Annotated in this window: 24 protein-coding genes; 11 read left to right on the top strand and 13 right to left on the bottom strand. The window is 43.2% G+C overall.

Features of this window, described 5'->3' with window-relative positions; genetic code table 11:
* Positions 1-69: 69 nt before the first annotated feature.
* Entirely contained in the window at positions 70-3,039 is a 2,970-nt protein-coding gene (locus tag ACEN82_RS20095) for a T9SS type B sorting domain-containing protein (RefSeq protein ID WP_413320745.1), read from the bottom strand.
* 127 nt (positions 3,040-3,166) lie between these two features.
* On the opposite strand from ACEN82_RS20095, the gene gcvP reads away from it, so the two are divergent.
* The 3 genes from gcvP (at position 3,167) to ACEN82_RS20080 (ending at position 7,090) form a co-directional block, all read left to right on the top strand.
* Entirely contained in the window at positions 3,167-6,058 is a 2,892-nt protein-coding gene (gene gcvP, locus ACEN82_RS20090) for an aminomethyl-transferring glycine dehydrogenase (protein ID WP_413320743.1), read from the top strand.
* A gap of 60 nt (positions 6,059-6,118) precedes the next feature.
* Complete coding sequence (locus ACEN82_RS20085; RefSeq protein WP_413320741.1) at positions 6,119-6,493, top strand: antibiotic biosynthesis monooxygenase family protein; 375 nt, start codon at positions 6,119-6,121, stop codon at positions 6,491-6,493.
* A gap of 177 nt (positions 6,494-6,670) precedes the next feature.
* Positions 6,671-7,090, top strand: a complete 420-nt coding sequence (locus ACEN82_RS20080) for a response regulator (protein WP_413320739.1) — start codon at positions 6,671-6,673, stop codon at positions 7,088-7,090.
* Here the strand turns inward: ACEN82_RS20080 and ACEN82_RS20075 are convergent.
* Positions 7,087-7,857: an MBL fold metallo-hydrolase gene (locus ACEN82_RS20075; protein ID WP_413320738.1), complete on the bottom strand. Its 771-nt coding sequence runs from the start codon at positions 7,855-7,857 to the stop codon at positions 7,087-7,089. The two genes, ACEN82_RS20080 and ACEN82_RS20075, sit on opposite strands and share 4 nt — an antisense overlap.
* 83 nt (positions 7,858-7,940) lie before the next feature.
* Here ACEN82_RS20075 and recJ point away from each other — a divergent pair, with 83 nt between their 5' ends.
* The 4 genes from recJ to ACEN82_RS20055 all read left to right on the top strand — a co-directional run bounded on the left by recJ (position 7,941) and on the right by ACEN82_RS20055 (position 12,818).
* Entirely contained in the window at positions 7,941-9,644 is a 1,704-nt protein-coding gene (gene recJ / locus ACEN82_RS20070) for a single-stranded-DNA-specific exonuclease RecJ (RefSeq protein ID WP_373615007.1), read from the top strand.
* A gap of 156 nt (positions 9,645-9,800) precedes the next feature.
* Positions 9,801-10,541 (top strand): LPS export ABC transporter ATP-binding protein, encoded by a 741-nt coding sequence (gene lptB, locus ACEN82_RS20065; protein WP_090534174.1) that lies wholly within the window; start codon positions 9,801-9,803, stop codon positions 10,539-10,541.
* 7 nt (positions 10,542-10,548) lie between these two features.
* Positions 10,549-12,090 carry a GH3 auxin-responsive promoter family protein gene (locus tag ACEN82_RS20060; protein ID WP_354486474.1) on the top strand — a complete coding sequence of 514 codons (1,542 nt, stop codon included), beginning with the start codon at positions 10,549-10,551 and terminating at the stop codon, positions 12,088-12,090.
* Between the two features lie 197 nt (positions 12,091-12,287).
* Positions 12,288-12,818: an REP-associated tyrosine transposase gene (locus ACEN82_RS20055; RefSeq protein ID WP_308421711.1), complete on the top strand. Its 531-nt coding sequence runs from the start codon at positions 12,288-12,290 to the stop codon at positions 12,816-12,818.
* Between the two features lie 159 nt (positions 12,819-12,977).
* On the opposite strand, the gene folP is transcribed toward ACEN82_RS20055, so the two are convergent.
* Positions 12,978-13,832 carry a dihydropteroate synthase gene (gene folP, locus ACEN82_RS20050; RefSeq protein ID WP_413320735.1) on the bottom strand — a complete coding sequence of 285 codons (855 nt, stop codon included), beginning with the start codon at positions 13,830-13,832 and terminating at the stop codon, positions 12,978-12,980.
* A 177-nt stretch (positions 13,833-14,009) separates the two neighbouring features.
* Between folP and ACEN82_RS20045 the strand changes: the two genes are divergently transcribed.
* The 4 genes from ACEN82_RS20045 to ACEN82_RS20030 are packed head-to-tail and all read left to right on the top strand — an operon-like array spanning position 14,010 to position 17,250.
* Positions 14,010-14,501, top strand: a complete 492-nt coding sequence (locus tag ACEN82_RS20045; protein WP_090534301.1) for a DUF1599 domain-containing protein — start codon at positions 14,010-14,012, stop codon at positions 14,499-14,501.
* Between the two features lie 5 nt (positions 14,502-14,506).
* A complete protein-coding gene (locus ACEN82_RS20040) occupies positions 14,507-15,670 on the top strand; it encodes a BT_3928 family protein (protein WP_413320733.1) in 1,164 nt (387 codons plus the stop codon).
* A gap of 4 nt (positions 15,671-15,674) precedes the next feature.
* Positions 15,675-16,733 (top strand): ABC transporter permease, encoded by a 1,059-nt coding sequence (locus ACEN82_RS20035; RefSeq protein WP_413320731.1) that lies wholly within the window; start codon positions 15,675-15,677, stop codon positions 16,731-16,733.
* A gap of 10 nt (positions 16,734-16,743) precedes the next feature.
* Positions 16,744-17,250 (top strand): shikimate kinase, encoded by a 507-nt coding sequence (locus ACEN82_RS20030; protein WP_188834613.1) that lies wholly within the window; start codon positions 16,744-16,746, stop codon positions 17,248-17,250.
* Between the two features lie 99 nt (positions 17,251-17,349).
* On the opposite strand, the gene ACEN82_RS20025 is transcribed toward ACEN82_RS20030, so the two are convergent.
* From ACEN82_RS20025 to ACEN82_RS19980, 10 genes are all read right to left on the bottom strand, one after another.
* Positions 17,350-17,514: a hypothetical protein gene (locus ACEN82_RS20025; RefSeq protein ID WP_188834612.1), complete on the bottom strand. Its 165-nt coding sequence runs from the start codon at positions 17,512-17,514 to the stop codon at positions 17,350-17,352.
* A 152-nt stretch (positions 17,515-17,666) separates the two neighbouring features.
* Positions 17,667-18,179 (bottom strand): phosphoribosyltransferase family protein, encoded by a 513-nt coding sequence (locus tag ACEN82_RS20020; RefSeq protein ID WP_090534299.1) that lies wholly within the window; start codon positions 18,177-18,179, stop codon positions 17,667-17,669.
* Between the two features lie 131 nt (positions 18,180-18,310).
* Complete coding sequence (locus ACEN82_RS20015; RefSeq protein WP_373615002.1) at positions 18,311-18,706, bottom strand: hypothetical protein; 396 nt, start codon at positions 18,704-18,706, stop codon at positions 18,311-18,313.
* Positions 18,707-18,858: 152 nt separating this feature from the next.
* Positions 18,859-20,265 (bottom strand): 23S rRNA (uracil(1939)-C(5))-methyltransferase RlmD, encoded by a 1,407-nt coding sequence (rlmD, locus tag ACEN82_RS20010; RefSeq protein ID WP_413320728.1) that lies wholly within the window; start codon positions 20,263-20,265, stop codon positions 18,859-18,861.
* A 334-nt stretch (positions 20,266-20,599) separates the two neighbouring features.
* A complete protein-coding gene (creD, locus tag ACEN82_RS20005) occupies positions 20,600-21,934 on the bottom strand; it encodes a cell envelope integrity protein CreD (RefSeq protein WP_413320726.1) in 1,335 nt (444 codons plus the stop codon).
* Positions 21,935-22,285: 351 nt separating this feature from the next.
* The gene (locus ACEN82_RS20000) at positions 22,286-22,867 is read right to left on the bottom strand and encodes a TetR/AcrR family transcriptional regulator (protein WP_274986816.1); all 582 of its coding nucleotides are present in this window, start codon (positions 22,865-22,867) and stop codon (positions 22,286-22,288) included.
* Positions 22,867-23,280 (bottom strand): Rieske (2Fe-2S) protein, encoded by a 414-nt coding sequence (locus ACEN82_RS19995; RefSeq protein WP_091172165.1) that lies wholly within the window; start codon positions 23,278-23,280, stop codon positions 22,867-22,869. Before ACEN82_RS19995 ends, ACEN82_RS20000 begins: the two co-directional genes overlap by 1 nt.
* Positions 23,277-24,311, bottom strand: a complete 1,035-nt coding sequence (pheS, locus tag ACEN82_RS19990; RefSeq protein WP_413320724.1) for a phenylalanine--tRNA ligase subunit alpha — start codon at positions 24,309-24,311, stop codon at positions 23,277-23,279. The genes ACEN82_RS19995 and pheS overlap by 4 nt, the downstream gene beginning before the upstream one ends.
* Positions 24,311-24,727: a type II toxin-antitoxin system VapC family toxin gene (locus tag ACEN82_RS19985; RefSeq protein WP_413320722.1), complete on the bottom strand. Its 417-nt coding sequence runs from the start codon at positions 24,725-24,727 to the stop codon at positions 24,311-24,313. Before ACEN82_RS19985 ends, pheS begins: the two co-directional genes overlap by 1 nt.
* The gene (locus tag ACEN82_RS19980; RefSeq protein WP_413320720.1) at positions 24,717-24,998 is read right to left on the bottom strand and encodes a DUF6364 family protein; all 282 of its coding nucleotides are present in this window, start codon (positions 24,996-24,998) and stop codon (positions 24,717-24,719) included. Before ACEN82_RS19980 ends, ACEN82_RS19985 begins: the two co-directional genes overlap by 11 nt.
* Between the last annotated feature and the right edge of the window lie 26 nt (positions 24,999-25,024).

Genomic DNA, 25,024 nt, shown 5'->3' with positions numbered 1-25,024 from the left:
TGTGAATATTATATTGATCAGGTGGTGATTATACAATAAATAACATCAAAATGGTGAAATGCTGTATAGTTACCTGATGATTGACAAACTGCCTGAGAGCAAATTGCAGCTTTTACCGAGATTTAAAATATAATAGTACACTCCCGAAGGAAGTTTGGTGCCATTATAAGTCCCGTCAAATGGTACGCTATAACCTTTTGATTCAAATACTTTTTGCCCGTACCTGGTAAATATCTGGACTATTGCCTGCGGATAATTTTGAGCATTGTTTATTTTCCAGTAGTCATTTTTGCCGTCTCCATTAGGTGTGAACGCATTTGGGATATCAATAGCAGATAAGCTGATGGTTATTTGCGCCTGGGTTCGTTCGCTTTCGCACTGGCCGCTAACCTTGCTTATATAATAAGTGCTATTGGGATTTGCTTTGATTTTGAAGATGCCATTGGTTTGTTCATCCTGGTATTGAGTGCTTGTTTGCGAATCATAAAGACGATAGGTATTCCCGGCAGATGGAGAACTGACGGATAGCAAAGCTTCGCCCGGGGCGCATAATTGCAAGGGGGCAATTACCGGCGCATCTATGCTGCTGTTTTCATTTAAAACAGTATAAATGCGACTTGCCATAACGCCGCAACCACCGGCGTCCTGAACCTGCAGCGTGTAATCCCCGGCACCGACGTCTGTAAGATCTTGCGACGTAACCAAATGCTCACCGGCTACATTAAGCCATAAATAGGTGTAGGGTTGTGTGCCGCCTTTAACCTGAATGTTTTTTATACCCCCCGTATTTAATCCGCATTGATCATCGGTACGGGTTTCTGAGTTTGCCACTATTTGCAGGGGATCAATTTCGTTAACGGTAAAATCATGCGGATAAAGTGTTTCGCAGCCGCTGGCATCAGTAAAGTAAACTTTATAAGTGCCGGGTTTAAGGTTTGGGACATTTAACCCCGTACCTGCAGGTTGCCCTTCGGCGTCAATCCAGCGTGCTGTTTTAACAAGGTCATCTGTAGGTATTACGGTAATTGAGCCGTTGTTTTCACCTGTGCAACTGTTGTTAATATTAGTGTTATAATTTGGATAGACGGTTGCAGGAGTAGCATCAATAGTGTATTCCGGACTTTTCTCGCTACAGCTAAAATCATTGCTTGCAATCAGCTGATAAGTACCTGGTCCAACATCCCTAAGATCGCTTGAATTACTTGCAATTTGGTTGTTGATTTTATTTATCCACTGATAATGTGTTGCGTTTGATGCGGTTATGCCGGTAATTGAACCAGTAGATCCATTACAGCCCGCATTGGTTGTTTTTAAATTAGAAAGGTCAAGGTTGATAGTGAGTGATTGAAGCTGAATCGGTTTTGAAAATGCTGAGCCGCATCCACTTCCCTTAACCTCGAGCGTATAGGTGCCGCTTGGTACGCCGGTTAAATCAAGGTCGTGTCCTACCTCAGTGCCGCTTTCATTTGTCCAACTATAGCTATATGTATTGTTGGTATTAGCCAGGTCGTAAAGTTTTATATTTTTTATAGAACCATCAGACTGACCGCAATTCGCTGGGTTTTTAATAACCTCGCTGTCATCTACATTTAGAAAAAGGTATGGTTTAGTGAACTCGGAGGTGGATCCGTTAAATGTAGCTGATGCGATAACGCTCCCTTTAACTAAGCCGTTATAAGCCCAATTGCCGTTATTGTCTGTGTTTGCTGAAGCGAAATAAGTTTTTGGGGAGCAGGTATTGCAGTCATCGGTATAAAAAAGCTCAACCACCGAATTAGGCGTGGCTGTTCCAGTGATATTGCTGGCTGTTAAGTGCGTTATGTTGGCTACGGTTAAGGGTTGATAATCACTTTCGAAGTAAACAGGATAAATGTCATGTGTACAAAAAAAACTGTTTTTGTTGAATGAAACCTGGCCGCTGGTCGTGATTCTGAGAGGTTTACAATAGGCAATGACATTTGCATCTGCCGGATTATTGCTACCAATAAGCATTATGCCATGATCCTGAAAAATGGATATACCCCCTAAAGGACCCACTTCCAAAGGGTGAGACTTTGTTCTATCGACACCGATATAGTTTCTTAAAATTACCACTCGTTTTCCCGGACTGGTTATATCAAGAGGCGGATATGTTTTGCTTGATAATATATTGTCCTCTACATTATATGTATAATTATCATTGTTATCGCTGCTTGATAACATTAAACCGAATGCCGAATGGGTTGAGACTTGACTTGAATAATCAACTCCGATATTATTAAATTTGATATTGATAATAGCAGCAGGATTAATAACTCCTCCATTGCCCTCTCCAAATGCTAATCCCGTGGCAAATATATTGCGCTCAGCTTGGCTACCACCTATCGTTACAGCTCCTAAAACATTGCTAATTCCTACAAGATTTATTTTGAGCGGCGCTAAAGTCACACCGTCTGGCGCGATACCAAAAAAATTGCTTTTAATGACTAAATTTTCAATATGTTCGGTGTTGTCTTGAAGCGCATAGGTTCGCAATGGATTAAAAAAATTGTTGGCAACGTTACCCTTGCCTGCCTCTCCAATAGTAATATTATTGCTGTTTTCTATAAAAAAAGCAGACCAGTCATAAAACATAGAAGCACCTGATACATCAGTTAAATTGTTGAGATATAAACCCAATATGGTAATATCATGCTGCTGCGAGATTTTTAAACCTTGGAGATACTGTTCTACCGGGGTATGATAAAATAAGCCTACTTTAGCATCGCTCACTCCAAACTTGGCTCCCGGCTGCGTTGTTCCATCAATTACTAAATTTGATGAAACATCCGGCAATTGGGTTAACATTGTTATCGTCCTTCCCGCCTCGCTCAAATCCGGTAAATTAAAATAAATATAATCCTTCTCCGCACTGCCATTGGCTGCCGCCAGGGTGAGTGCTTCGCGCAAGGTACCCGGCCCCGAATCAGCATTACTGGTTACCGTGAAAACAGCCGAAAAGCTTTTAAAGCTGATGAAAAGAAAAATAGTGATAAAAAGTAAAACTCGCCTGCCCGTCATGTTTAGGTATTCAAGAGCCAAATTACATTTTTTTCCTGTAAATGCATTGTCAATATCATATTAGCTAATTGTTACTCATGTTGCAAAATCGTACCTTTGCGGTAAATTTAAGAGGGACGATTAATTCATGAAGTTGAATACAACCTATCAGGAGCAGTTTCAGTCGAGGCACATTGCTCCAAGCGCGGCCGACACGGCCAAAATGTTAAAAACCATCGGTGTAAGTACGCTTGATGAATTAATAGAGCAAACCATACCGCAAAAGATCAGGCTTGCCAAACCGCTTAACCTGCCCGCGGCAAAAAGCGAGTTCGATTACCTGAACACCTTAAAGCAAACAGCTTCAAAAAACAAAGTTTTCAAGTCATTCATCGGCAAAGGTTACTATGATGTGATTGTACCGGGCGTTATTCAGCGCAATATTCTTGAAAACCCCGGATGGTACACGCAGTACACCCCATACCAGGCCGAAATTGCACAGGGCCGCCTGCAGGCTTTGTTAAACTTCCAAACCATGGTTATTGACCTTACCGGTATGGAAATTGCCAATGCTTCATTGCTTGATGAAGGTACTGCCGCTGCCGAGGCTATGTTTATGCAATATACCTTGCGTAAAAACAACAGCGCCAACGTTTTCTTCGTTTCTGAAGAAGTGTTCCCGCAAACTATTGATATTTTAAAAACCCGTTCAGAGCCTTATGGCATTGAACTGAGAATAGGCGACCACCGTACCGTTGAATTAACCGACGATATGTTTGGCGCTATTGTACAATATCCTGCCGGCAATGGCGCGGTTTATAACTACGCCGATTTTGCTGCAAAAGGTCATGAAAAAGGTATTAAGCTTACCGTTGTTGCCGATATCATGAGTCTTGCGCTATTAACCCCTCCGGGCGAGTGGGGTGCCGATATCGTTGTTGGTTCATCGCAACGTTTTGGTGTACCGATGGGTTTTGGCGGCCCGCATGCTGCTTTCTTCGCTACTAAAGAAGAGTATAAACGTTCTATCCCGGGCCGTATCATCGGTGTTACTATCGACAGCGCCAATAATTATGCCCTGCGCATGGCCCTGCAAACCCGCGAGCAGCACATTCGCCGCGATAAAGCTACATCAAATATCTGCACCGCACAGGCACTGTTAGCTATTATGGCTGGTATGTATGCCGTATATCATGGTCCGGATGGTATTAAGCTTATAGCAGAGCGCATTCACGGCTTAGCAATATTATTAGCCAAAACCTTAGGGCAACTTGGCTATGAGCAATTGAACGATGCTTACTTTGATACCGTTAAGTTTGATGTGGGTAACCTTGTTGGTCCTATCCATTCGGAAGCATTAAATAACGAAATGAACCTTAACTACGAAGGTTCAATAGTAACTATAGCAATTGATGAAACCACTTCGGTTGAGGATATCAAAACCATGGTAAGGTTCTTTGCCAAAGTTAAGGGTAAAACATTTAACGATGTTGATTTCGATGGCGTTAATGCAAGCCTTGAAACGGTTATTCCTGCAGAACTTCAGCGTACCTCTGCATATTTAACGCACAGTCTGTTCAATACCCACCGGTCTGAACATGAAATGTTGCGTTATATCAAATCATTGGAGGCGAAAGATCTTTCGCTTTGCCACTCTATGATAGCTTTAGGCTCTTGTACCATGAAACTGAACGCTACCACCGAAATGGTACCTGTTACCTGGGCCGAGTTCAGTAAAATTCATCCATTTGCCCCAACCGACCAGGTTGGCGGTTATATGCAGCTGTTTGATGAGATCAACAATTGGCTAAGCGAAATCACCGGTTTTGCAGCCATGAGCCTGCAGCCAAATGCCGGTGCGCAAGGCGAATATGCCGGTTTAATGGTAATCCGCGCTTATCACAATGACAGGGGCGATAGCCACCGTAATATTGCTCTGATCCCTTCATCGGCACACGGTACCAACCCTGCATCTGCAGCTATGGCCGGTATGAAGATAGTGGTGGTTAAGTGCGATGATAACGGAAACATTGATGTTGCCGACATGCGCGCCAAAGCTGAGCAATACAAAAACGAGCTTTCATGCCTGATGGTTACTTACCCATCAACTCACGGCGTATTTGAAGAAAGCATCATTGAAATTTGCGAAATTATTCATGAAAACGGCGGCCAGGTTTATATGGACGGTGCTAACATGAACGCGCAGGTAGGTTTAACAAGTCCGGCCAATATCGGTGCCGACGTTTGTCACCTCAACCTGCATAAAACATTCTGTATCCCTCACGGTGGCGGTGGCCCCGGCATGGGCCCGATCGGTGTTGCAAAACATTTGGTTCCTTATTTGCCGGGTCATGCTGTGGTTGATATCGACAGAGGTAAATCAATCCATGCTGTTTCTGCAGCGCCATGGGGTTCTGCATCTATCCTCATCATATCACATGCTTACATTGCCATGATGGGTGCCGAAGGCTTGACTAACGCTACCCGTTATGCTATCCTGAATGCCAACTACATTAAAGCCAGGTTACAGGAACATTACCCTGTACTATATGCTGGTGCTAATGGCCGTTGCGCGCATGAAATGATCCTGGATTGCCGCTCATTTAAATCGGCAGGTATCGAGGTTACGGATATTGCTAAACGTTTAATGGATTATGGTTTCCATGCACCAACCGTATCATTCCCGGTTGCGGGTACGGTAATGGTTGAGCCGACTGAATCAGAGCCTAAGCATGAGCTCGACCGTTTTTGCGATGCCATGATCTCTATCCGTCATGAAATTGCCGATGTGGTTGATGGTTTATCTGATAAAACAAACAATCCGTTAAAAAATGCGCCACATACTGTAGCTGTAATTACCGGCAACGAGTGGGAGCATCCTTATACCCGTCAAAAAGCGGCATTCCCGCTGCCTTACGTGGCTGCCAATAAATTCTGGCCTTCGGTGGGCAGGGTTAATGACACTTATGGCGACAGAACGCTGATCTGCTCATGCCCCCCGCTGGAAGAGTATGAGTTTGAAGAAAGCGTGATTGAATAGCTTTTAAATCAACCCTCCCCTAAACAAGGAGGGTTTTTATTTTTCACACAAATATATATTATGAGTTCAGCTAATCACGAAGGTAATTCAAAAGTCTCTCCCTTCAAGGGAGATTTAGAGGGGCTTATCGCTCAAACACCACAGCCCCCTTATTATGCCGTAATATTCACATCGGTACGTACCGGTGTAGAGGAAGGCTATGGCGATATGGCTGTTGAAATGGTTGAACTCGCGCGGCAGCAGGAAGGTTTTCTGGGCGTTGAATCGGCGCGTAACAATGTTGGAATAACGGTGTCTTATTGGCAGTCGGTAGAAGCTATTAAGAATTGGAAAGCTAATGCCCGGCACATGTTTGCCCAGCAGCAAGGGCGCGATAAATGGTACCTGAATTATAAAGTACGCATTTGCCGGGTGGAGCATGACTACGCCTTTTAAATTCAATGGCTAATTCCTGTTCCGTGTTTTTTTGAACTTTATTTAATTGGCCAGATTAAATAAAATATTCACGTTGCGGAGCCGTTTTAATGTATTGTTTTTTATAATTTACAACTATAAGGAATATAACCTTTTGAATTGTGGTCTCGTATAAAACAACGCGCTTAAATTTTAGATATGAATGTTAACAATAAAGCCATAAGTGTATTGCTGGTTGATGATGATGAGATAAATAACTTTATCTCCATAAAACTGATAAAGAAAGCTTTACTTAATACAGAAATTATGGCCTGCCTGAACGGAAAATATGCGATTGAGCAACTTTCTGATATCCAGAGAAAAGACCCTAATAAACTACCCGATTATATTTTGCTTGATATTAATATGCCCATTATGAATGGCTGGGAATTTTTGGATGAGTATAAGCGCCTCAACCTTGATCCCCTGGGCAAAAGCAAGATCTATATTATTTCATCATCTGTTTTCAGCAACGATATTAACAAAGCGCGTTCATATCCGTTGGTGAGAGATTTTATCTCCAAGCCGCTCAACGTTGAAAAAATAAAAGAGCTTTTTGAGGTAACTGCCGAAAATTAAACCGGTTTAACCTTAAAATGGTCTCCTTCTGTTTCAACGGTTCCGATAGTGAATGATTTAGCATGGTAAAACAGGCATTTCCATCCTTCGGCGGCAGCTTTTTTACCATATTCTTCGCGCAGCATCATAGCCTTGCGGCCGTCCATATCGTATTTGGCTATGAATTTCCTCAACAGTTGCTCTGGTTCGGGAAGCTCATCACCGCCAAAAAATACTTTTTCGCTTTCTATATCAAACCAAAATACCTGATGCGCCGGGCAATGACCACCCGAATGTTCATACCTGATGCCTGGTTTAAACTCACCGCTGCCTTCAACGAAAGTTATCTTAGCTCCGGCCTGTAATGCTTCAAATATTTCAAGATGGTATGATGAGCCTTTCCCGCTGATCCCAAACTCCCATTCCTGTTTATTGATCACATGTTCGGCCTGCGGGAAGCTGGGTACTAATTTACCGTTCCGCTCAACTACCAAACCGCCAGAGTGGTCATAATGCAGGTGCGACATCATCACCAGGGTTACGTCATCCGGATCGAAACCCGCATTACGGATGTTTTGGTGCAGCATGAGCTCGTCGCGGGTATCTTTAAAGCCCAGACCGGTATCCAATACAATCAGATCGGTTTTTGTTTTGATGAGGAAGGGGTTAACGTGAATAAACAACGAAGCCGGGCGATCTTTGGGGTTATCGGTTTCGGGATTGAACGGGATAAATTTCTTGGTTGCATCAACCGAATATGAGCCCTCACCTAAAGCAAAAAATTCCATAGTAAACGTAGTATCAGATTTTGAATGTACCTTTGGCTCTTTAACAGAGCATAAGTATATTTACTGTTTCAAGCTGCAAAGATATGAATAAACGTTGGGCGCTAAAGGATAATACAAACCATGATGATGTAATAAAATTAGCCGCCCAACTCAACATTGATACCGTACTAAGCGCTATGCTTGTGCAGCGTGGTATTACCACCTTTGAAGATGCCCGCTATTTTTTTAGGCCCGATCACCGGCACCTGCATGACCCATTCCTGATGAAGGATATGGAAAAGGCCATCCTCCGTATAGAACGGGCCATGGCAGCAGGCGAAAAGATCATGATCTACGGTGATTACGATGTGGATGGCACCACAGCGGTGGCGCTAACCTACAGTTTTTTCAGAAAGTTGTATACCAATATTGAATATTATATCCCCGACCGTTATAAAGAAGGATATGGGATATCTACCCAGGGAATTGACTATGCTGCTGAGCACGGTATTACCCTGATCATAGCGCTGGACTGCGGCATTAAATCAGTTGATAAAATTGACTATGCCAATGAAAAAGGCATTGATTTTATCATCTGTGATCACCATTTACCCGGAGCATCTATCCCGAACGCGGTAGCGGTGCTTGACCCCAAACGCGAAGATTGCGAATATCCATATAAGGAATTATCCGGCTGCGGCATTGGCTTCAAGCTGATCCAGGCCTACGCCGAAAAGAATGATATCCCGGTTGAAGAAGTAAACTGCTATCTCGACCTGGTGGTGATCAGCATCTCATGTGATATAGTTCACATCACCGGCGAGAACAGGGTGCTGGCTCACTTCGGCCTGCAAAAAATAAATACCGATCCGTGTATAGGCGTTAAAGCTTTAATGGAGATAGCAGGCAAGACAGGGACATATACTATATCAGATGTAGTATTTTCGCTGGGTCCGCGCATTAATGCAGCCGGCAGGATAGACGACGCCAAACATGCGGTTGAATTGCTGATAGCTACCGATAAAGACGTTGCCAAAGAAAAAAGCGCCATGATCAACGTGCGCAATACCGAGCGAAAAGGGCACGATCTTAACATTACCGACGAAGCGCTTGGCATGATAGAAAGTGATGAGGTGTTGATTGCCCGTAAATCGACGGTGGTTTTTAATGAAGACTGGCACAAAGGTGTTATCGGTATTGTGGCTTCGCGACTAACCGAAAAATATTACCGACCAACCATTGTGCTTACCCGTTCAAACGGGCATGTAGCCGGGTCGGCTCGTTCTGTTTTAGGATATGATCTGTATGAAGCGCTTTGTGGCTGCAAGGACCTGCTGATCCAGTTTGGAGGGCATAAGTATGCGGCCGGCCTTACCATGGCCCCCGAAAACCTTGAAGCTTTTATTGAAAGGTTTGAAGAGGTGGTAAGCTCTACCATAAAACCCGAACAATTGATACAGCAAATACAAATTGACGCCGAATTACGTTTAAGCCAGATAGAACCAAAATTTTTCAGGATCCTGAGCCAATTTGCTCCTTTCGGGCCCGAAAATATGGCGCCGGTTTTCATAAGTAAAAATGTGTATGTTAGTGGTAACGCGGGTTTGGTTGGCGGCTCGCACATTAAAATGAGCGTAATGCAGGAAGGATCGGCAGCATTTGATTGCATAGCCTTTAACCACGGCCAGTACCTGGAACAATTAAGGCCGGGTGTTCCGTTCGAAATGTGCTATTCGATAGAAGAAAATGTTTGGCGCGAAAGAAGAACCATACAGTTGAATGTGAAGGGGATACGATTTGGAGATTAGAGGTTGGTGATTGGAGATTAGTTGGCTTGGTTCATGGTTGATAGATCATGGTTCATAGTCTGAAATTTTAATCAACAGAATCAGCAAAATCAAAATCATCAACGGTTAAATATCAGGGTAATCCATGAGTCCCATAAATCATGGTTCAGACAAAAAATGATACTAAGAGCAGATAATTTAGTTAAGAAATACAAGCAGCGTACCGTTGTTAACGACGTGTCTTTTGATGTGGCACAGGGCGAAATTGTTGGTTTACTTGGGCCTAACGGCGCGGGTAAAACCACATCATTTTATATGATAGTAGGTTTGATAAAACCTAACGAAGGCACTATTCACCTGGATAATGAAAACATAACCCAGGACCCCATGTACCGCCGTGCCCAAAAGGGCATAGGCTACCTGGCGCAGGAAGCGTCGGTATTCAGGAAGCTTTCGGTTGAGGATAACATCAAGGCCGTGCTGGAAATGGGCGATATGTCTAAAGAAAAGCAAAAAGATAAGCTGGAAGAACTGATCGATGAGTTTAGCTTGCACAAAGTGCGTAAAAACCGGGGCGACCTGCTATCGGGTGGTGAGCGCCGCCGTACAGAAATAGCCCGCGCGCTTGCTGCCGAGCCAAACTTTATCCTGTTGGATGAGCCTTTTGCCGGGGTTGACCCGATCGCGGTAGAGGAGATCCAGGCGATGGTGGCCAAACTGCGTACCCGCAACATCGGTATATTAATAACCGACCACAACGTGCAGGAAACGCTGTCGATTACCGACCGCGCATACCTGCTTTTTGAAGGTAAAATATTAGAATCAGGCGTGCCCGAGGTATTGGCTGAGAATGAAATGGTGAGGAAAGTGTATCTTGGGGCAAACTTTGTGCTTAAACGAAAGGTTTTTCCTCAATAATAACCCTATGACCCTCTTTAACTCCGTATTTACCTGGTTCATGAAAAAGCGTATCCACCAGATAGAGCTTTTTATGAAGTACCCTAATGAAGTGCAGGAAGAATGGTTTGAGCAACTGGTATCGGTTGCCGAAAATACAGAGTGGGGAAAAAAATACCAATATAAAAGTATCGAAAACCTGAACCAGTTCAAGGAACGGGTGCCTATACAAAATTACGATACGTTAAAGCCTTACATTGAGCGGATGCTTAAAGGTGAAAAAAATGTGCTGTGGCCTTCAGAGATCCGTTGGTTTGCCAAATCATCAGGTACTACCAGCGACAGGAGCAAATTTATCCCGGTAAGTGAAGAAGCGTTGGAAGAATGCCACTTTAAAGGCGGTAAGGACCTACTTACCATTTATTTCAATAATCAGCCTAACGCCCGTATGTTTACGGGGAAGATCCTAACACTTGGGGGCAGTCACCAGATCAGTCAGTTAAGTCCGGATACTTCCTTTGGAGATCTTTCGGCGGTGATCATGAAAAACCTGCCCATGTGGGCCGAATTTCACCGTACACCGCATTTAGACATCGCCCTGCTCGAAAACTTTGAGGAAAAAATTGAGAAGATAGCCCATGCTACCAAGGATGTTAATGTTACCAGTATCAGCGGCGTACCCACCTGGAACCTGGTGTTATTTAAACGCATCCTGGAGATCACCGGCAAAAATAACCTGCTTGAAATTTGGCCCAACCTGGAAATGTATTTCCATGGCGCGGTGAATTTTACACCTTACCGCGAGCAGTTTAAAAAGCTGATCCCTCATGAGGATATGTATTACCTCGAAAACTATAATGCATCTGAAGGTTTTTTTGGTATACAGGATACCAAAGAGCCCGGCGATATGCTGCTGATGCTTGATTACGGTGTTTTTTACGAGTTTTTACCGATCGAAAACCTTCACGATGAAAACCCTGAAACGCTTACTCTTGATGAGGTGGAACTGAACAAAAACTACGCGCTCATCATATCAACCAATGCAGGCCTGTGGCGCTACATGATAGGGGATACCATTAAGTTTTCGTCGCTTTCGCCATTCAGGATCCAGATCACCGGTCGTACAAAACATTTTATTAATGCTTTTGGCGAAGAAGTGATCATTGACAATGCCGAGCGCGCTTTGGAAGAGGCTTGTACACAAACCGGCGCCATTATCAGGGAATACACCGCTGCTCCCGTATATTTTAACGGCGATGAATGCGGTGCCCATGAGTGGATCATTGAGTTTGAAAAGAAGCCGGCCGAGTTTGAACGTTTTGTTGACCTGTTGGATGAAACCCTGCGCCGCATCAATTCAGACTACGATGCCAAGCGTTTTAAAGACCTTGCACTGCGCCGCCCGATAGTACGCCGCGCACCTGATGGTACTTTCTTTAACTGGATGAGAGAAAAAGGAAAATTGGGCGGTCAGCATAAGGTACCACGCCTGGCTAATGACAGGGAATATGTGGACGCTATTTTGAAAATGATGGAGGGGGCTTTTCAGAATCAGGACTTTAAGAATTAAGAAGCAAGAAAAATATAAAGTTGTTATAGTGAGTAGCAGGCCGGAGGCCTGGGGATAGTTACCACTCGGCTGGAGCCGAGCGGTGGCGGAATAATAAAAAAATATATAAAAAAAACACGCTGATGCTCGGCTCCAGCCGAGTATCGACTATCAAGCGGCCTCTGGCGGCCGTAGTCAAAGCCTAAAATCAAACCTAAATCATATCAGAATTCAGAAAAGCCAATACAGATCGCCCGTTTTTCGTAACCCTCACGATAGTTGGCTGGATAGATATTTTCACCCGGTCTGAATATTGCGAAGAGTTTTTAAATAACCTGGAATTTTGCAGAAAAAACAAGGGCTTAAAGGTGTATGCTTATTGTATAATGAGTAGCCATATTCATTTGATTATTGAATGGGAGGAAGCAAAACTTCCGCAAATTATAAGAGACCTCAAAAGTTATACAGCTAAGCGTATTATAGCATTGATAACTAATAGCTATACGGAAAGCAGAAAAGAATGGCTGCTTTACATGTTCAGGTACTTCGCGAACAGCACTCAACAAAACAGCGAATATCAATTTTGGCAAAAGACCATGCATCCTACTGAACTAATAACTGCCAAAGTATTTGACCAGAAGGCAGAGTATATCCATAATAACCCGGTTGAAGCGATGATCGTTAATGATCCGATAGCATATGTGTATAGTAGCGCTAATCCTGATTCTGTGTTTAAGGTTGATGAGTGACCTTTTGTTTTGGTTACTGCGGCCGGGAGGCCGCGAAATAGTCGACACTCGGCAGGAGCCGAGCGTCAGCGTGGTGTATGTTGGGGAATAAACAAAAGGCGCCGGCGCTCTACTCCTACCGAGTGCCAAACTATCAAGCGGCCTCCCGGCCGCCGTAGCTCAAATCTGGCAAGCCTCCCAAATCTTCACCGCCTCCACGGCCTCTTTCACATCATGTACCCTCAAAATATTGGTACCTTTCGTCAATGCAATAGTATTTAAAGCTGTAGTACCATTCAACGCCTCTTCCGCCGTATTCCCCAGTAAACCGTAGATCATCCTTTTACGGGAGATACCAGTAAGCACCGGTAAACCCAACATATTAAATTCATTCATCCGGCTCATCAGTTCATAGCTATGCTCCGCTTTTTTGGCAAAGCCAAAGCCCGGGTCGAGGATCACGTCATGTACCCCAAGGCGTTTTAATTCGCTGTATTTCGAGATAAAATAATCGAACACTTCGCTGAATACATCATCATATTCGGCCAGTTGGTTCATGGTTTGCGGGGTGCCTTTCATGTGCATCAAAATATAAGGCACATTTAGCCGGGCAACGGTATTAAACATATCAGCATCAAGCGTACCTCCCGAAATATCGTTGATAATATGTGCGCCCCCTTTAATGGCAGCTTCGGCAACGCCCGCGCGAAAAGTATCTATCGACATAACAGCTTCTGGAAATGCGGCGGCAATAGCTTCAACAATAGGCAATAACCTGTCCGTTTCTTCCTGTGCCGAAATATCAACCGCTCCGGGGCGTGATGAATACGCGCCAATGTCTAAAAACGTTGCACCATCGGTCAGCATTTTTTCTGCTTGTTTTAAGGCTTCATCAACGCCGGGTTTGCGGCTATCGGCAAAAAACGAATCGGGTGTAATATTGATAATGCCCATCACTTTTGGCGATGAAAGATCAATCAATCGGCCCCCGGCATTAAGTGTAACTTTTTTACGGAAAAATGTATTTTTAGTCACGGTTAGTTAAGTGTTGCAAAGTTATAATACGGCAAAGTTAACTAACTTTACAGGCGCAGGCTTCAAAACCTTCCAACATTTAAGCTTTACAACGTTACAACAAACAAAACATAGCATCTTTTGACTAATACAGCAGCAGAATACGAAGGCGTAATTAATATATGTAAAGGCCTTTTCATGAAAAAGACCCGCGACTACGGCACCGCATGGCGTATCCTCCGTCCGCAATCCATTACCGATCAGATTTTTATCAAGGCCCAGCGAATCCGCACTTTAGAAGAGAAAAAAATTTCAAAAGTGGGCGATGATATCACCGGCGAATACATCGGCATTGTTAACTATTGTGTGATAGCCATGATGCAGCTGGAATGCGGCCCCGAAATGTCGACCGAGCTTAACCCTGATCATGTGAGCCAGATGTTTGACGAGAAGGTGAATGAAACCAAAGAGCTGATGTTTGCCAAAAATCATGATTACGGCGAAGCATGGCGCGATATGCGCATAAGTTCATTGACAGATCTGATACTGATGAAACTGCTCCGCGTAAAACAGATAGAAGATAATCAGGGCCTTACAGAAGCTTCAGAAGGTGTAAAAGCCAATTACCAGGATATGCTGAACTATGCCGTTTTCGCGCTGATCAAGCTTAATATACATCTGGGCAAATAAAGCTTATGAAAAATACATCATCAAATAGCGCTGTAATATGGATCCCACGCTTATTGGTGGGCTTATTGTTTATATTTTCGGGAGCGATCAAAGCCAATGATCCGCTGGGCTTTTCGTATAAGCTGGTTGAGTATTTTGAGGTTTTTCATATGACTTTCCTCAATGGGCTTGCGCTTACGATGGCTATTGTGTTATGCGCGCTTGAAATGTTGCTGGGTTTCGCTTTGCTCATTGGTGCCCGCGCTGTTAAAGTTGCCTGGGGATTGTTATTGCTGATCATCTTTTTTGGCTTCCTTACATTTTATTCGGCTTTTTTTAAAGTGGTGCAAACCTGCGGCTGCTTTGGCGATGCCATTCCCTTAACACCATGGCAGTCTTTTAGTAAGGATATGGTTTTGCTTGCTTTGGTGCTGGTATTGTTTGTAAAGCGCAAAGAAATTAAGCCATTATTTAGCGCGAAGGTTGGCGATAAGTGGCTGATCTGCGCTGCCGTAGTTTCGGTTGGCATCGGCGTATACACCTACAACTTTTCGCCGGTCATTGATTTTTTGCCATATAAAATAGGTGCTAACCTACCCGATGAAATGAAGATTCCGCCCGGTGCGCCTCTTGACGAGTTTGAACTTACCTATCACCTCAAAAACAAAAAGACTGGCGCTACCAAGGTAATGAACGATAAGGAATATCTTAAAAGTAATATCTGGAAGGACGCCAGTTGGGAAGTTGTTGGTGACCCGGAAAACCGCCTGGTGGAAAAGGGATATGAGCCTAAAATTCGTGACCTGGCTATCCAGGATGAACAGCGGAACGATTATACCAAAGAATTACTTTCGAGCCCTTTTTATAGCCTGTTCATTGTAGCCTATGATTTGAGCGAAACAGATAAAGATGCGATCAACCGTCTCAACGCATTGGCAATCAATTTAACCGATAATTATAATATCCGTACTGTACTGCTCACCTCAAATTCCGCAGCCGATGCCAAAGCGTTTGCCAAAGAACATAAACTGATCAGCGAAATTTTTTATGCAGATGGTGTTCCGCTGAAATCAATGGTGCGTTCCAATCCGGGCGTTTTGTTAATTAAGAATGGCACCGTTATTAATAAGTGGCATTATCATTCGGTGCCTAAATACGAAGACATAGTAAAGGAATACTTACAGAAATAACCAAATGATCCCTTATCTGCTCCGCAAATTACTATATGGGCTGGCAGTAATGCTGGGGGTAGTGTTTGTTGTTTTTTTTCTGTTCAATATTTTACCTGTCGACCCGGCCCGTATGACCCAAGGGCAGCGTGCCGACGTACAATCGCTTCAGGCCGTACGCAAAGAGTTTGGGCTGGATAAACCAGTACCGGTGCAATTTGCCTATTATCTGAATGATCTTTCCCCATTAGGTATCCATCTTAATACGGCTGACGAGCAACAGCGCTACGGCTATGTAAAACTATTCCCGGTGAGCAAAAGCAAAGTGCTGGCGTTGAAATGGCCTTATTTAAGGCGTTCATACCAAACCCGTAAAGATGTAGCTTCATTATTGATGGAAGTGATCCCGAATACACTGGTGCTTGCCGCGGCTGCTATGATCTTCGCTATCATTATCGGTGTTTTTTTGGGCGTGGCAAGCGCGGTGAACAAAGATACCTGGATTGATAAGCTGGCTATTAGTTTTTCAACACTGGGCATTTCTGCGCCCTCTTTTTTTGCAGGGATCATTATTGCCTGGATCTTTGGTTTTGTGCTGAGTAATTACACGCATTTAAACATGTCGGGCAGTTTGTATAGCTATGATCCTTTTAAAGGGGAAGTGATCACACTGAAAAACCTTGTACTGCCGGTAATTACTTTGGGCTTGAGGCCGCTGGCCATTATTGTACAGCTTACCCGTAACGCCATGCTCGATGTTTTGGGGCAGGATTATATCCGAACTGCAAAAGCTAAAGGATTAAGCAATCGGACGATCATTTATCGTCACGCGCTTAAAAATGCCATGAACCCGGTAATTACCGCCATTGCCAACTGGTTTGCATCGTTGCTGGCAGGTTCGTTTTTTGTGGAATACATTTTTGGTTATAACGGATTAGGCAAAGCTACTGTTGATGCTTTGGAAATGTCGGATTTTCCGGTGGTGATGGGCTCTATATTGTTTATCGCGTTTATATTTGTGGTGATCAGTATACTGGTGGATGTTATCTATGTTTGGATTGACCCTCGGGTAAAATTAAGCTGAAGGAATTTTTATGAAATATTTTATTGTGGGCTTTATGGGATGTGGCAAAACAACCTGGAGCCGCAAACTTGCCGCCAAATGGGGCTACGAATTTATTGATCTGGATCATGTGCTCGAAGCCAAAGCAGGCATGAGCATAGCCGAATATTTTTCCTCATTTGGCGAAGATGCATTCCGTAAACTGGAATCGCAGGTATTGAAAGAAACTGAATATGCCGAAAATACGGTGGTATCAACCGGTGGAGGATTGCCTTGTTTTTTTGATAACATGGATTGGATGAATGCCAACGGTAAAACTCTCTACATAAAACTATCTCCCAAAACCCTGGCCGACAGGTTGGAGAACAGCAAAACCATTCGTCCGGTATTGCAAGGGAAAAAAGGCGATGAACTGGTAGAATTTATCACCGGCAAACTGGCCGAGCGTGAAGGTTTCTACCTGCAGGCAACAAATATTGTTGAAGGGATTGATATGTCGGTTGAGAAGCTGGAAGAGGCGTTGGGGGCGAGTATTTAAAGAGCCTTCTTTTTGCGTTAGGGATTGAAACGGATACCGGCCAAGTGGCTAATGCCTGTGCAGTATGAGTGCAAAGCCCGGCCGAAGGAACGCCCAAAATTAAGAATATAAATCTTCATTTTGTCCTTTTAATTTATCCCAGAACTCTTCTGCAGAAACAGTTCTGCCATTTTCGGCATCGGCTATACCTGCATCAATATGCCGTTTTTCAGCTTCAGATAAATTTTCCCACCAGTCTCTTGTATAATTAATCTTTTCTGCCATTTTTAAATTATAAAAACCAAGAAGAGGAAAGTGTCATAACCTTTGTGTTGCTGCTCTGCTTATGCCGGATTGCTTCGTATTTCTTACAGCAATGACGATCTCTATAAAATGATTTATTGAATAAAAACCAGTTGAATAAGACAGAATTCATCCTACCTCAAATAAACCGCATCCTCTTCGCCATCTTCTTCATCAAGCACTACATCAACATGCTCTTTGATAACGGTTGAAAGGGCTACACCGGCAAAATCCGTAGTGATAGGGAAACTTTTATGATTGCGGTCAACCAATACCGCGGTACGGAGCTTTTTCAGCGGAACATCCAAAAATACACCAAAGCCGTAAGCAAGGGTTTTACCGCTGTTCAGCACATCATCAACCAGTATCACCACTTTATTACTGCATTCTTCTACCTCAAAATCAATATTGGCGCTTAAGCTGCTGCTTTGTTTTTCAAGTTCGATAGTAAGCAGGCGGCTTTTGAAAGGCGCAATGCCATCGAGGATGGTTTTCAGGCGCTCGGCAATGTGGTTGCCACGCGGCAGGATACCGGCTATCAATATTTCATCCTCGTCAAAGTTGTCCTCCAGTATCTGGTAGGCCATCCTGTCGAGCTTTTGCTGGATCTGTTGCTTATTTAATATGAGAAGCTTTTTTTCAGGCATTTTTATCAGCATTATTTATTGCTCTTTTTAAAGGAGCTTTTATGCGGAAGCAGGATTCAACTAAAATAGTCCATTCCATATTGCGTCTTCGGGAGAAGGGGCCGCACGTCTCAAATTTATATAAATAAAACTTACTTAGCGTAAGGGAAAAACACAAAGTTTGCGCCTTCGGGAACCACTACAAATACGCACATAAATTGGTACGGATCTTTGTAGCTGTTAATAAAGCGTTCTTTCAGTACAGGCTTTATAACGTCTCGTTCTACAAATTCTTCCAATGTAGAAGCATGAATGCTCCATTCCGAGTTTAAATCATGACGATCAAGGATTAATTCGCCTAAACTAAGTTCGTGCTGATGAGCTATGAAAATAGGGTAGGAAGAGAGTCCTTCGTTAATGATCTCTTCGGCTATCTCTTTAATGGAGTCGTTAAAATATTTCAGGTCACGCTCCAAACTTATCAGCGGACTATCAGCCGCCGGTTTGTTGCGTTCATTTCCTTCGTTAAGCAGTTCTTCAGGGTTCATGACCGTTGATTTTTTTGATTACGCTGATTTCGTTGATTTTTTTGGGATTACACCGATTATTAGATGATTACACCGATTTGTTTTTGTGATCGTACCGATTCTTAAACATCATAGCTATGAACTATCAACAATGAACCATACGCTAAGAAAAACTAATCTCTCAAAACAAGTAACACCACATTCTCCACGTGTTGCGTATGCGGAAACATATCTACAGGCTGAATTTTAACCGTATCATATTTTTCTTTTAGCACCAGCAGGTCACGGGCCTGGGTGGCGGCATTGCAGCTTACGTAAACAATTTTAGGGGCTTCAATTTCCATGAGGCGGGCTACTACATCAGGGTGCATGCCTGCACGTGGCGGGTCGGTAATGATCACATCCGGCTTGCCATGCTCAGCTACGAAATCGGCCACCAATACATCTTTCATATCACCCGCATAAAACTTGGTGTTGGTGATATTGTTAATGGCCGAATTTACCTTAGCATCTTCAATGGCAGTAGGTACATACTCAACACCAACAACCTCGCGCACGTGACCGGCAACAAAGTTGGCAATGGTGCCGGCGCCCGTGTAAAGGTCATAAACCAGTTCATCGCCTTTAAAACCCGCAAAATCGCGGGTTATTTCATACAGACGAAGTGCCTGGATGGAGTTGGTCTGGTAAAATGACTTAGGCCCTATACGGAACTTGATGCCATTCATTTCCTCGTGGATATATTCGGGGCCTTTAAAGGCTACAACATCCTGGTCAAAAATAGTATCGTTCTTTTTCTGGTTTACGATATATAACAATGAAGTTATTTCCGGGAAACGGGCGTCAATATGGCTCATCAGGTTATCGATCTCGCTTTGCTCTGCGTATGCAAAAACTACAATCACCATGATCTCGCCGGTTGATGAGGTACGTACAACCAAATTGCGGAGCATACCGCTGTGGTTACGCAGATCGTAATACGTATAACCCTGTTGAATGGTAAAATCACGGATCTCGTTACGCAGACTGTTGGAGGGCTCGGCCTGCAGATAGCAATGGTTTACATCTAATATTTTATCAAACCTGCCCGGAATGTGGAAACCCAGGGCGTTCATATTTAACGTGCCGTCTTCTTTGTTTTCGCCATCGTAAAGCCAGCGTTTGTTGGAGAAGGTAAATTCAAGCTTGTTGCGGTAATATCTGTCGGCCGGCGAAGGCACGATAGGCATGATACCTTCAACGTTGATCTTAGCCAGGCGACTTAAGGCATCTACAACTGACTTTTGTTTAAATTTAAGCTGGGCCTCGTAGGTCATGTGTTGCCATTTGCAGCCACCACAGGTGCCGAAATGCTCGCAAAAAGCTTGCGTTCGGTATTCAGAAGCTTGTTTTAATTCGGTGATCTTGCCTTCGCCGAAGTTTTTCTTACTACGGTATACCTGTACATCGGCAATGTCGCCGGGCACGGCCTTATCTACAAAAAGTACAAAGTCATCGGCTTTGCCTACGCCTTTGCCTTCTTCGGCAATGTCAATGATCTGTACGTTTTCAAAAAACTTTGGTTTGTTAGCTTTACTCATCAGGCTGCAAAGTTAACCCTATTTATTTAATCCTGAAAATGGGAGAGGAGGGACAAAAGAAAGCCGGTCGCCTTTAAAAGACGTTACGATCTTAAGCAGGATCTCTAAGCAAATAAACTTAGCAGATAGTTAACCATATTATCGTCAACGGTAATATCTTCTATCTCAAATTGCTCATCAATCAGGTCGGAAAGTTCTGTTAGTTCGCGGCTCATAAAATAAAAAATTACTATGCTAACATAGTAATTTTTAAACTAAAAACCAAATCGGTATAAGGTTTAATTTATAATCAGCAAAGATTTCTGAAACCTTTGCTGATTGGTATATGCAATGCTTAATTTTTATCCCAGTTTATCTTGCGCGAAAAATACATTAGTACAGCTATTATAATAAACAATGCGATACTGCCAACCATTAAGGCAAGATCTTCCAGTTGAATGATGACAAAGATGAAGGCATAAAAGACAGCCAAAATAAAGGCGAACAGTAACGCCGCCTTGCCGTTTTTGAGCAGGGATGATATAAATACGGATATAAGTGCTATGGTTGACACAGAAGCAATAAGATAAGCCATGTTGTAGCCAACCTGCTCTGAAAACGATAATAGCAGTGTGTAGTAAATAACCATAGCCGCACCAATCAGTATGTAATTGAACATATGTATCGGTTGCTTGCGGATAACCTCGGTTAAAAACAAGGAGATAAAGGTGAGCAGGATAATGAATATCGCATACTTACTGGTACGCATGGTTTTCTGGTACTGGTCAACCGGGAGACGAAGTTTTACACCAAAAGTGGCCTCTTCCAGTTTTTTGTCGTTATCCAACGTTTTTTGCTGACCGGTCCACTGTTGAGGGAATGGCCGGTTGTAATACATCATACGCCAGCTGGCGCTAAAGCTGCCGGTATCAACTTTAGCATCATCGGGGAGGAAATTGCCATCAAAGCTCGGGCTGCTCCAGTTGCCATTTACCCGCACATCGGTAGTTTTACCCATTTGTAAAAAGCTTAATCCTTCACTGCCTTTCAAATCAAGCGTGAAATCAAATGGAATTTCGTTATTGTTTATTGCTGAAAGATCAACACCGGCTTGCAAACCATTGCCAAATACGGATTCAAATGAAGGTTGGGCGCCAAGTATGGGTTGAGTTGTTTTTATAACCGGGTTGCTTTTCAAACCTTTCAGGTCGCTCACACTAAATTCAAACCTGGCTTTGCTTAAAAGAAGCTGGTTTATATTTATACCGAGTGAGGAGAGATCAAGCCTGGCAAAATTACCGCTTACTTTTACCTGCGTATTGTACACCGCCACGTCAAAAATGCCCCGGTGCCTAAGCTGTGTTGTAAGGCCTGCCTTAATGTGAAGGTTGTCGGGCAAAATGTACAGGTTTTCTATAGGCGTCTGCTTAGCGGTATCGGTCATATTTAATCCTTTTTTATAAGGGATAACCAATATCGGGCCTTTGATGATCTGGCTGGCCGACCAGCTATCTGATACCTCTTTGGCCGTTTCATTTTGCCTGACTGCACGTTCGGTTACCAGGTTTTGGACGAAGACTGATGGAATTAAGAGTAAAAGCGCCAATAGCCCGATAAAGATCAATTTAAATGTTGCCGACTCCCTGAGCCAGCCCAATGTTGTTTGTTTTGGTGATTGTTCCTCTATCATGATTGTTTAGATATAAAGTACTTTGTATTTCAAAGTTTATAATTAAAAAGAAAGGGCTCTTTGTTTAAGCCTATGACAAATATAATGTAAAGTACTTTGTATTTCAAAGTAAATAATGGAAATTTTTACTCAAATAGTTAAAAACTGTTTGAAGGCCGGTCAGATAGCTATCAAATAAAATCATTGCCGTGACTTTAGTCGACGGAATTATTGCCGAAAGACAGAAAGCTTTAGCCGAAATACAGCTTGGATTTGGGCTGAAGCCCGGCTGTCTACTCCTTTAATCCGTTGACTAAAATCAACGGCAATAAGTAGGTCTTCCTTTAGGTAGTTTTTAATTGAAAGGTATTCTTACACCGAAACCGCAGCCTTAACCAAATAAGGCAAAATCTCTTTCTGAAAAGAAACAAAATTTTTCCGCACATCCGAATCGCTTACCGAGGTAAAGGCGAAACTGAACACAATGCTTTTACTGCACTTGATCAGGAAGCGCAGGCGTTGCTGGTAAGTTTCGTGCTTGCGGATGCCTGGCAACTGGATAAACGAAGCCATCAGTAGTTCCTCAAGTTCGTTAGAAAGGTTCTTTAAAAAATCCTGGGAATTGGTTGATTCACGGATGAAATCCCAGCCGATAAACTCATTACAAACAGTATAGGAGAGGCGGCAGGTTTTCATGATGAGGTTATTGAGATAAACTTCTTCATCAATATCGTTCCAATTGCTTTGTACCAGGTCATCAACGCTGGCTTTGATGTAGTCCATCAGCAAAACGTGTAATATGGCCTCTTTGCTGTCGAAGTATTTATATATGGTTGCCTTGGCAATTTTTGCCTTTTTGGCAATCTCATTAACACTGGTTTTATGGTACCCGAATTTGCGGAAAAGTTCCTGTGCCGCCCGCTTAATACTATCTTTTATTTTGTCGGCTTCCATTAATTAGTTACTTGAATTTCAAACTGGGTAACAGCTACCCTGTAGGTTCTTAATGCCTTTGTTGCCGGGGCTTTTACCGGTGTGCCATCTTCCAGGCTAAACTTTGAACCGCTGCAGGGATCGGTTACCGTAAAGCCTGTATTGTCAATTGTTACGGCGCATTTTTTTTCGGGCTGATAACTGCTACACCGGTCGTAGGCTGCATAAGTGCCGTTCACTTTACGGTAAATGATCAATCCGGACACACCATAACCATTAATGGCCACCGCGCCGCCCGCAACGTTAAGGGGGCTCAATGCCGGTGTGCCCAATGCGGCCTGGAAATTAACAGGTACGCTCGGTACATTATCGGTTGCTTTTCCGCACGAAAAGCAACCGATAACTACCAATAATATTATAGTGAGTTTCCTCATAACATTTCAGTTTGGAACTGTTTGAGGAAACGTACGTCGTTTTCTGAAAACAGGCGCAGGTCGCGGATCACATATTTAAGATTGGCAATACGCTCCATGCCCATCCCAAAGGCAAAGCCTGTATATTTTTTACTGTCGATACCGCAGTTTTCCAAAACGTTAGGGTCAACCATGCCGCAGCCTAAAATCTCTACCCAACCACTGTGCTTACACATGTTACAACCGGCACCACCGCAAATGGTACACGAAATATCCATCTCGGCTGATGGCTCCGTGAACGGGAAGTATGACGGACGGAAACGTACCCTTGTACCTTCGCCATAAAGCTCCTGTACAAAGTGGTAAAGGGTTTGTTTCAGATCAGAGAAAGATACATTCTCATCAACATATAAACCTTCAACCTGGTGGAAGAAGCAATGCGCGCGGGCCGAAATAGCCTCGTTACGGTAAACCCTGCCCGGCATAATTGCACGGAACGGTGGTTTGCCGGCTTCCATCATCCGTACCTGTACCGATGAGGTGTGGGTACGCAGCGCAATATCATCTTTACCGTTATTCTTTTTAATAAAGAAAGTATCCTGCATATCACGTGCCGGGTGTTCATCCGGAAAGTTCAGGGCCGAGAAGTTGTGCCAGTCGTCTTCAATTTCCGGACCTTCGGCAACAACGAAACCTAAGCGCTTAAAAATGTCGATGATCTCGTTACGAACCAATGATAACGGATGCCGCGAGCCAACAGTAAAACCATCGCCGGGTAAAGTAAGATCACGATCGTTGCCTTTACTTTGAGCTCCTGAGCCAATGTTTTCCTTCAGCTCGTTATACTTAGCCTCGGCCAGTTGTTTAAACTCGTTAAGTACTTTACCGAAAGTGCGTTTTTCTTCCGGGCTAACACTTTTAAACTGCTCAAAAAGGTCTTTAATAATACCCTTGGTGCCTAAAAATTTAATACGGAACGCTTCCAGTTCATCAGCATTAGCTGGCGAAAAAGCATTGATCTCGGCGGTATATTGGTCTATCTGAGCTTGCATTATAATGTATTTAAAAATTGTTCGGCTGTTAAAACCGGTATTGTTGAGTTTTTATAGTCTTTTATATTTCGGGTGATGATGGCGTCGCAATTATCTTTTTGGGCAATGTGAAATTGAATGGCATCTTCAAAATCTGTGATATCACTTAATATTGCTGTTTCTATTGCATCGAATTCGAAAGGCAACACTTTTGCAGAATTAAACAGATTCTTTAAATTCTGCTTGGCTTTCAATACCCCAATCTGTTTCCTCAACACGTAAACTATGTTTGCTATCACCAATGAGGAAGTTCGCAATTCGATATTTCTTTTTATGCACTCAATTAGCAGTATTTGAGTGTGAAAGAAAAAAGGTTCCCTTTTCAAAAACATGTCCAGTAAAACATCGCTATCCAGAAAGAGGCGTTTATATGCCATATTTCTCTTTGAAATATTCGTTTTTCATATCATGGTAGCTCATATCCGGATTAGGATCCTTCACTATACCTGTAAGTTGTTTGATCCATTCAGGTATTTCCACATTTTTATACTTCTCTTTTATCGGATCGTCCTTTTTTTCCTGCTCTGCTATGCCATCAAGAAACTCCTGCACCAGTTTGGATACACTGGTGTGTTGCCGTTTTGCATACTCCTTAACAAGAGACAGCGAATCGGCCTTGACACTCAAAGTTAACTTTGTACTTTCCATAAAAAGGAATTATATCTACAAATATA

It is taken from the genome of Mucilaginibacter sp. Mucisp73 (assembly GCF_059491465.1).
This window is presented reverse-complemented; position numbering and strand designations above follow the sequence as displayed.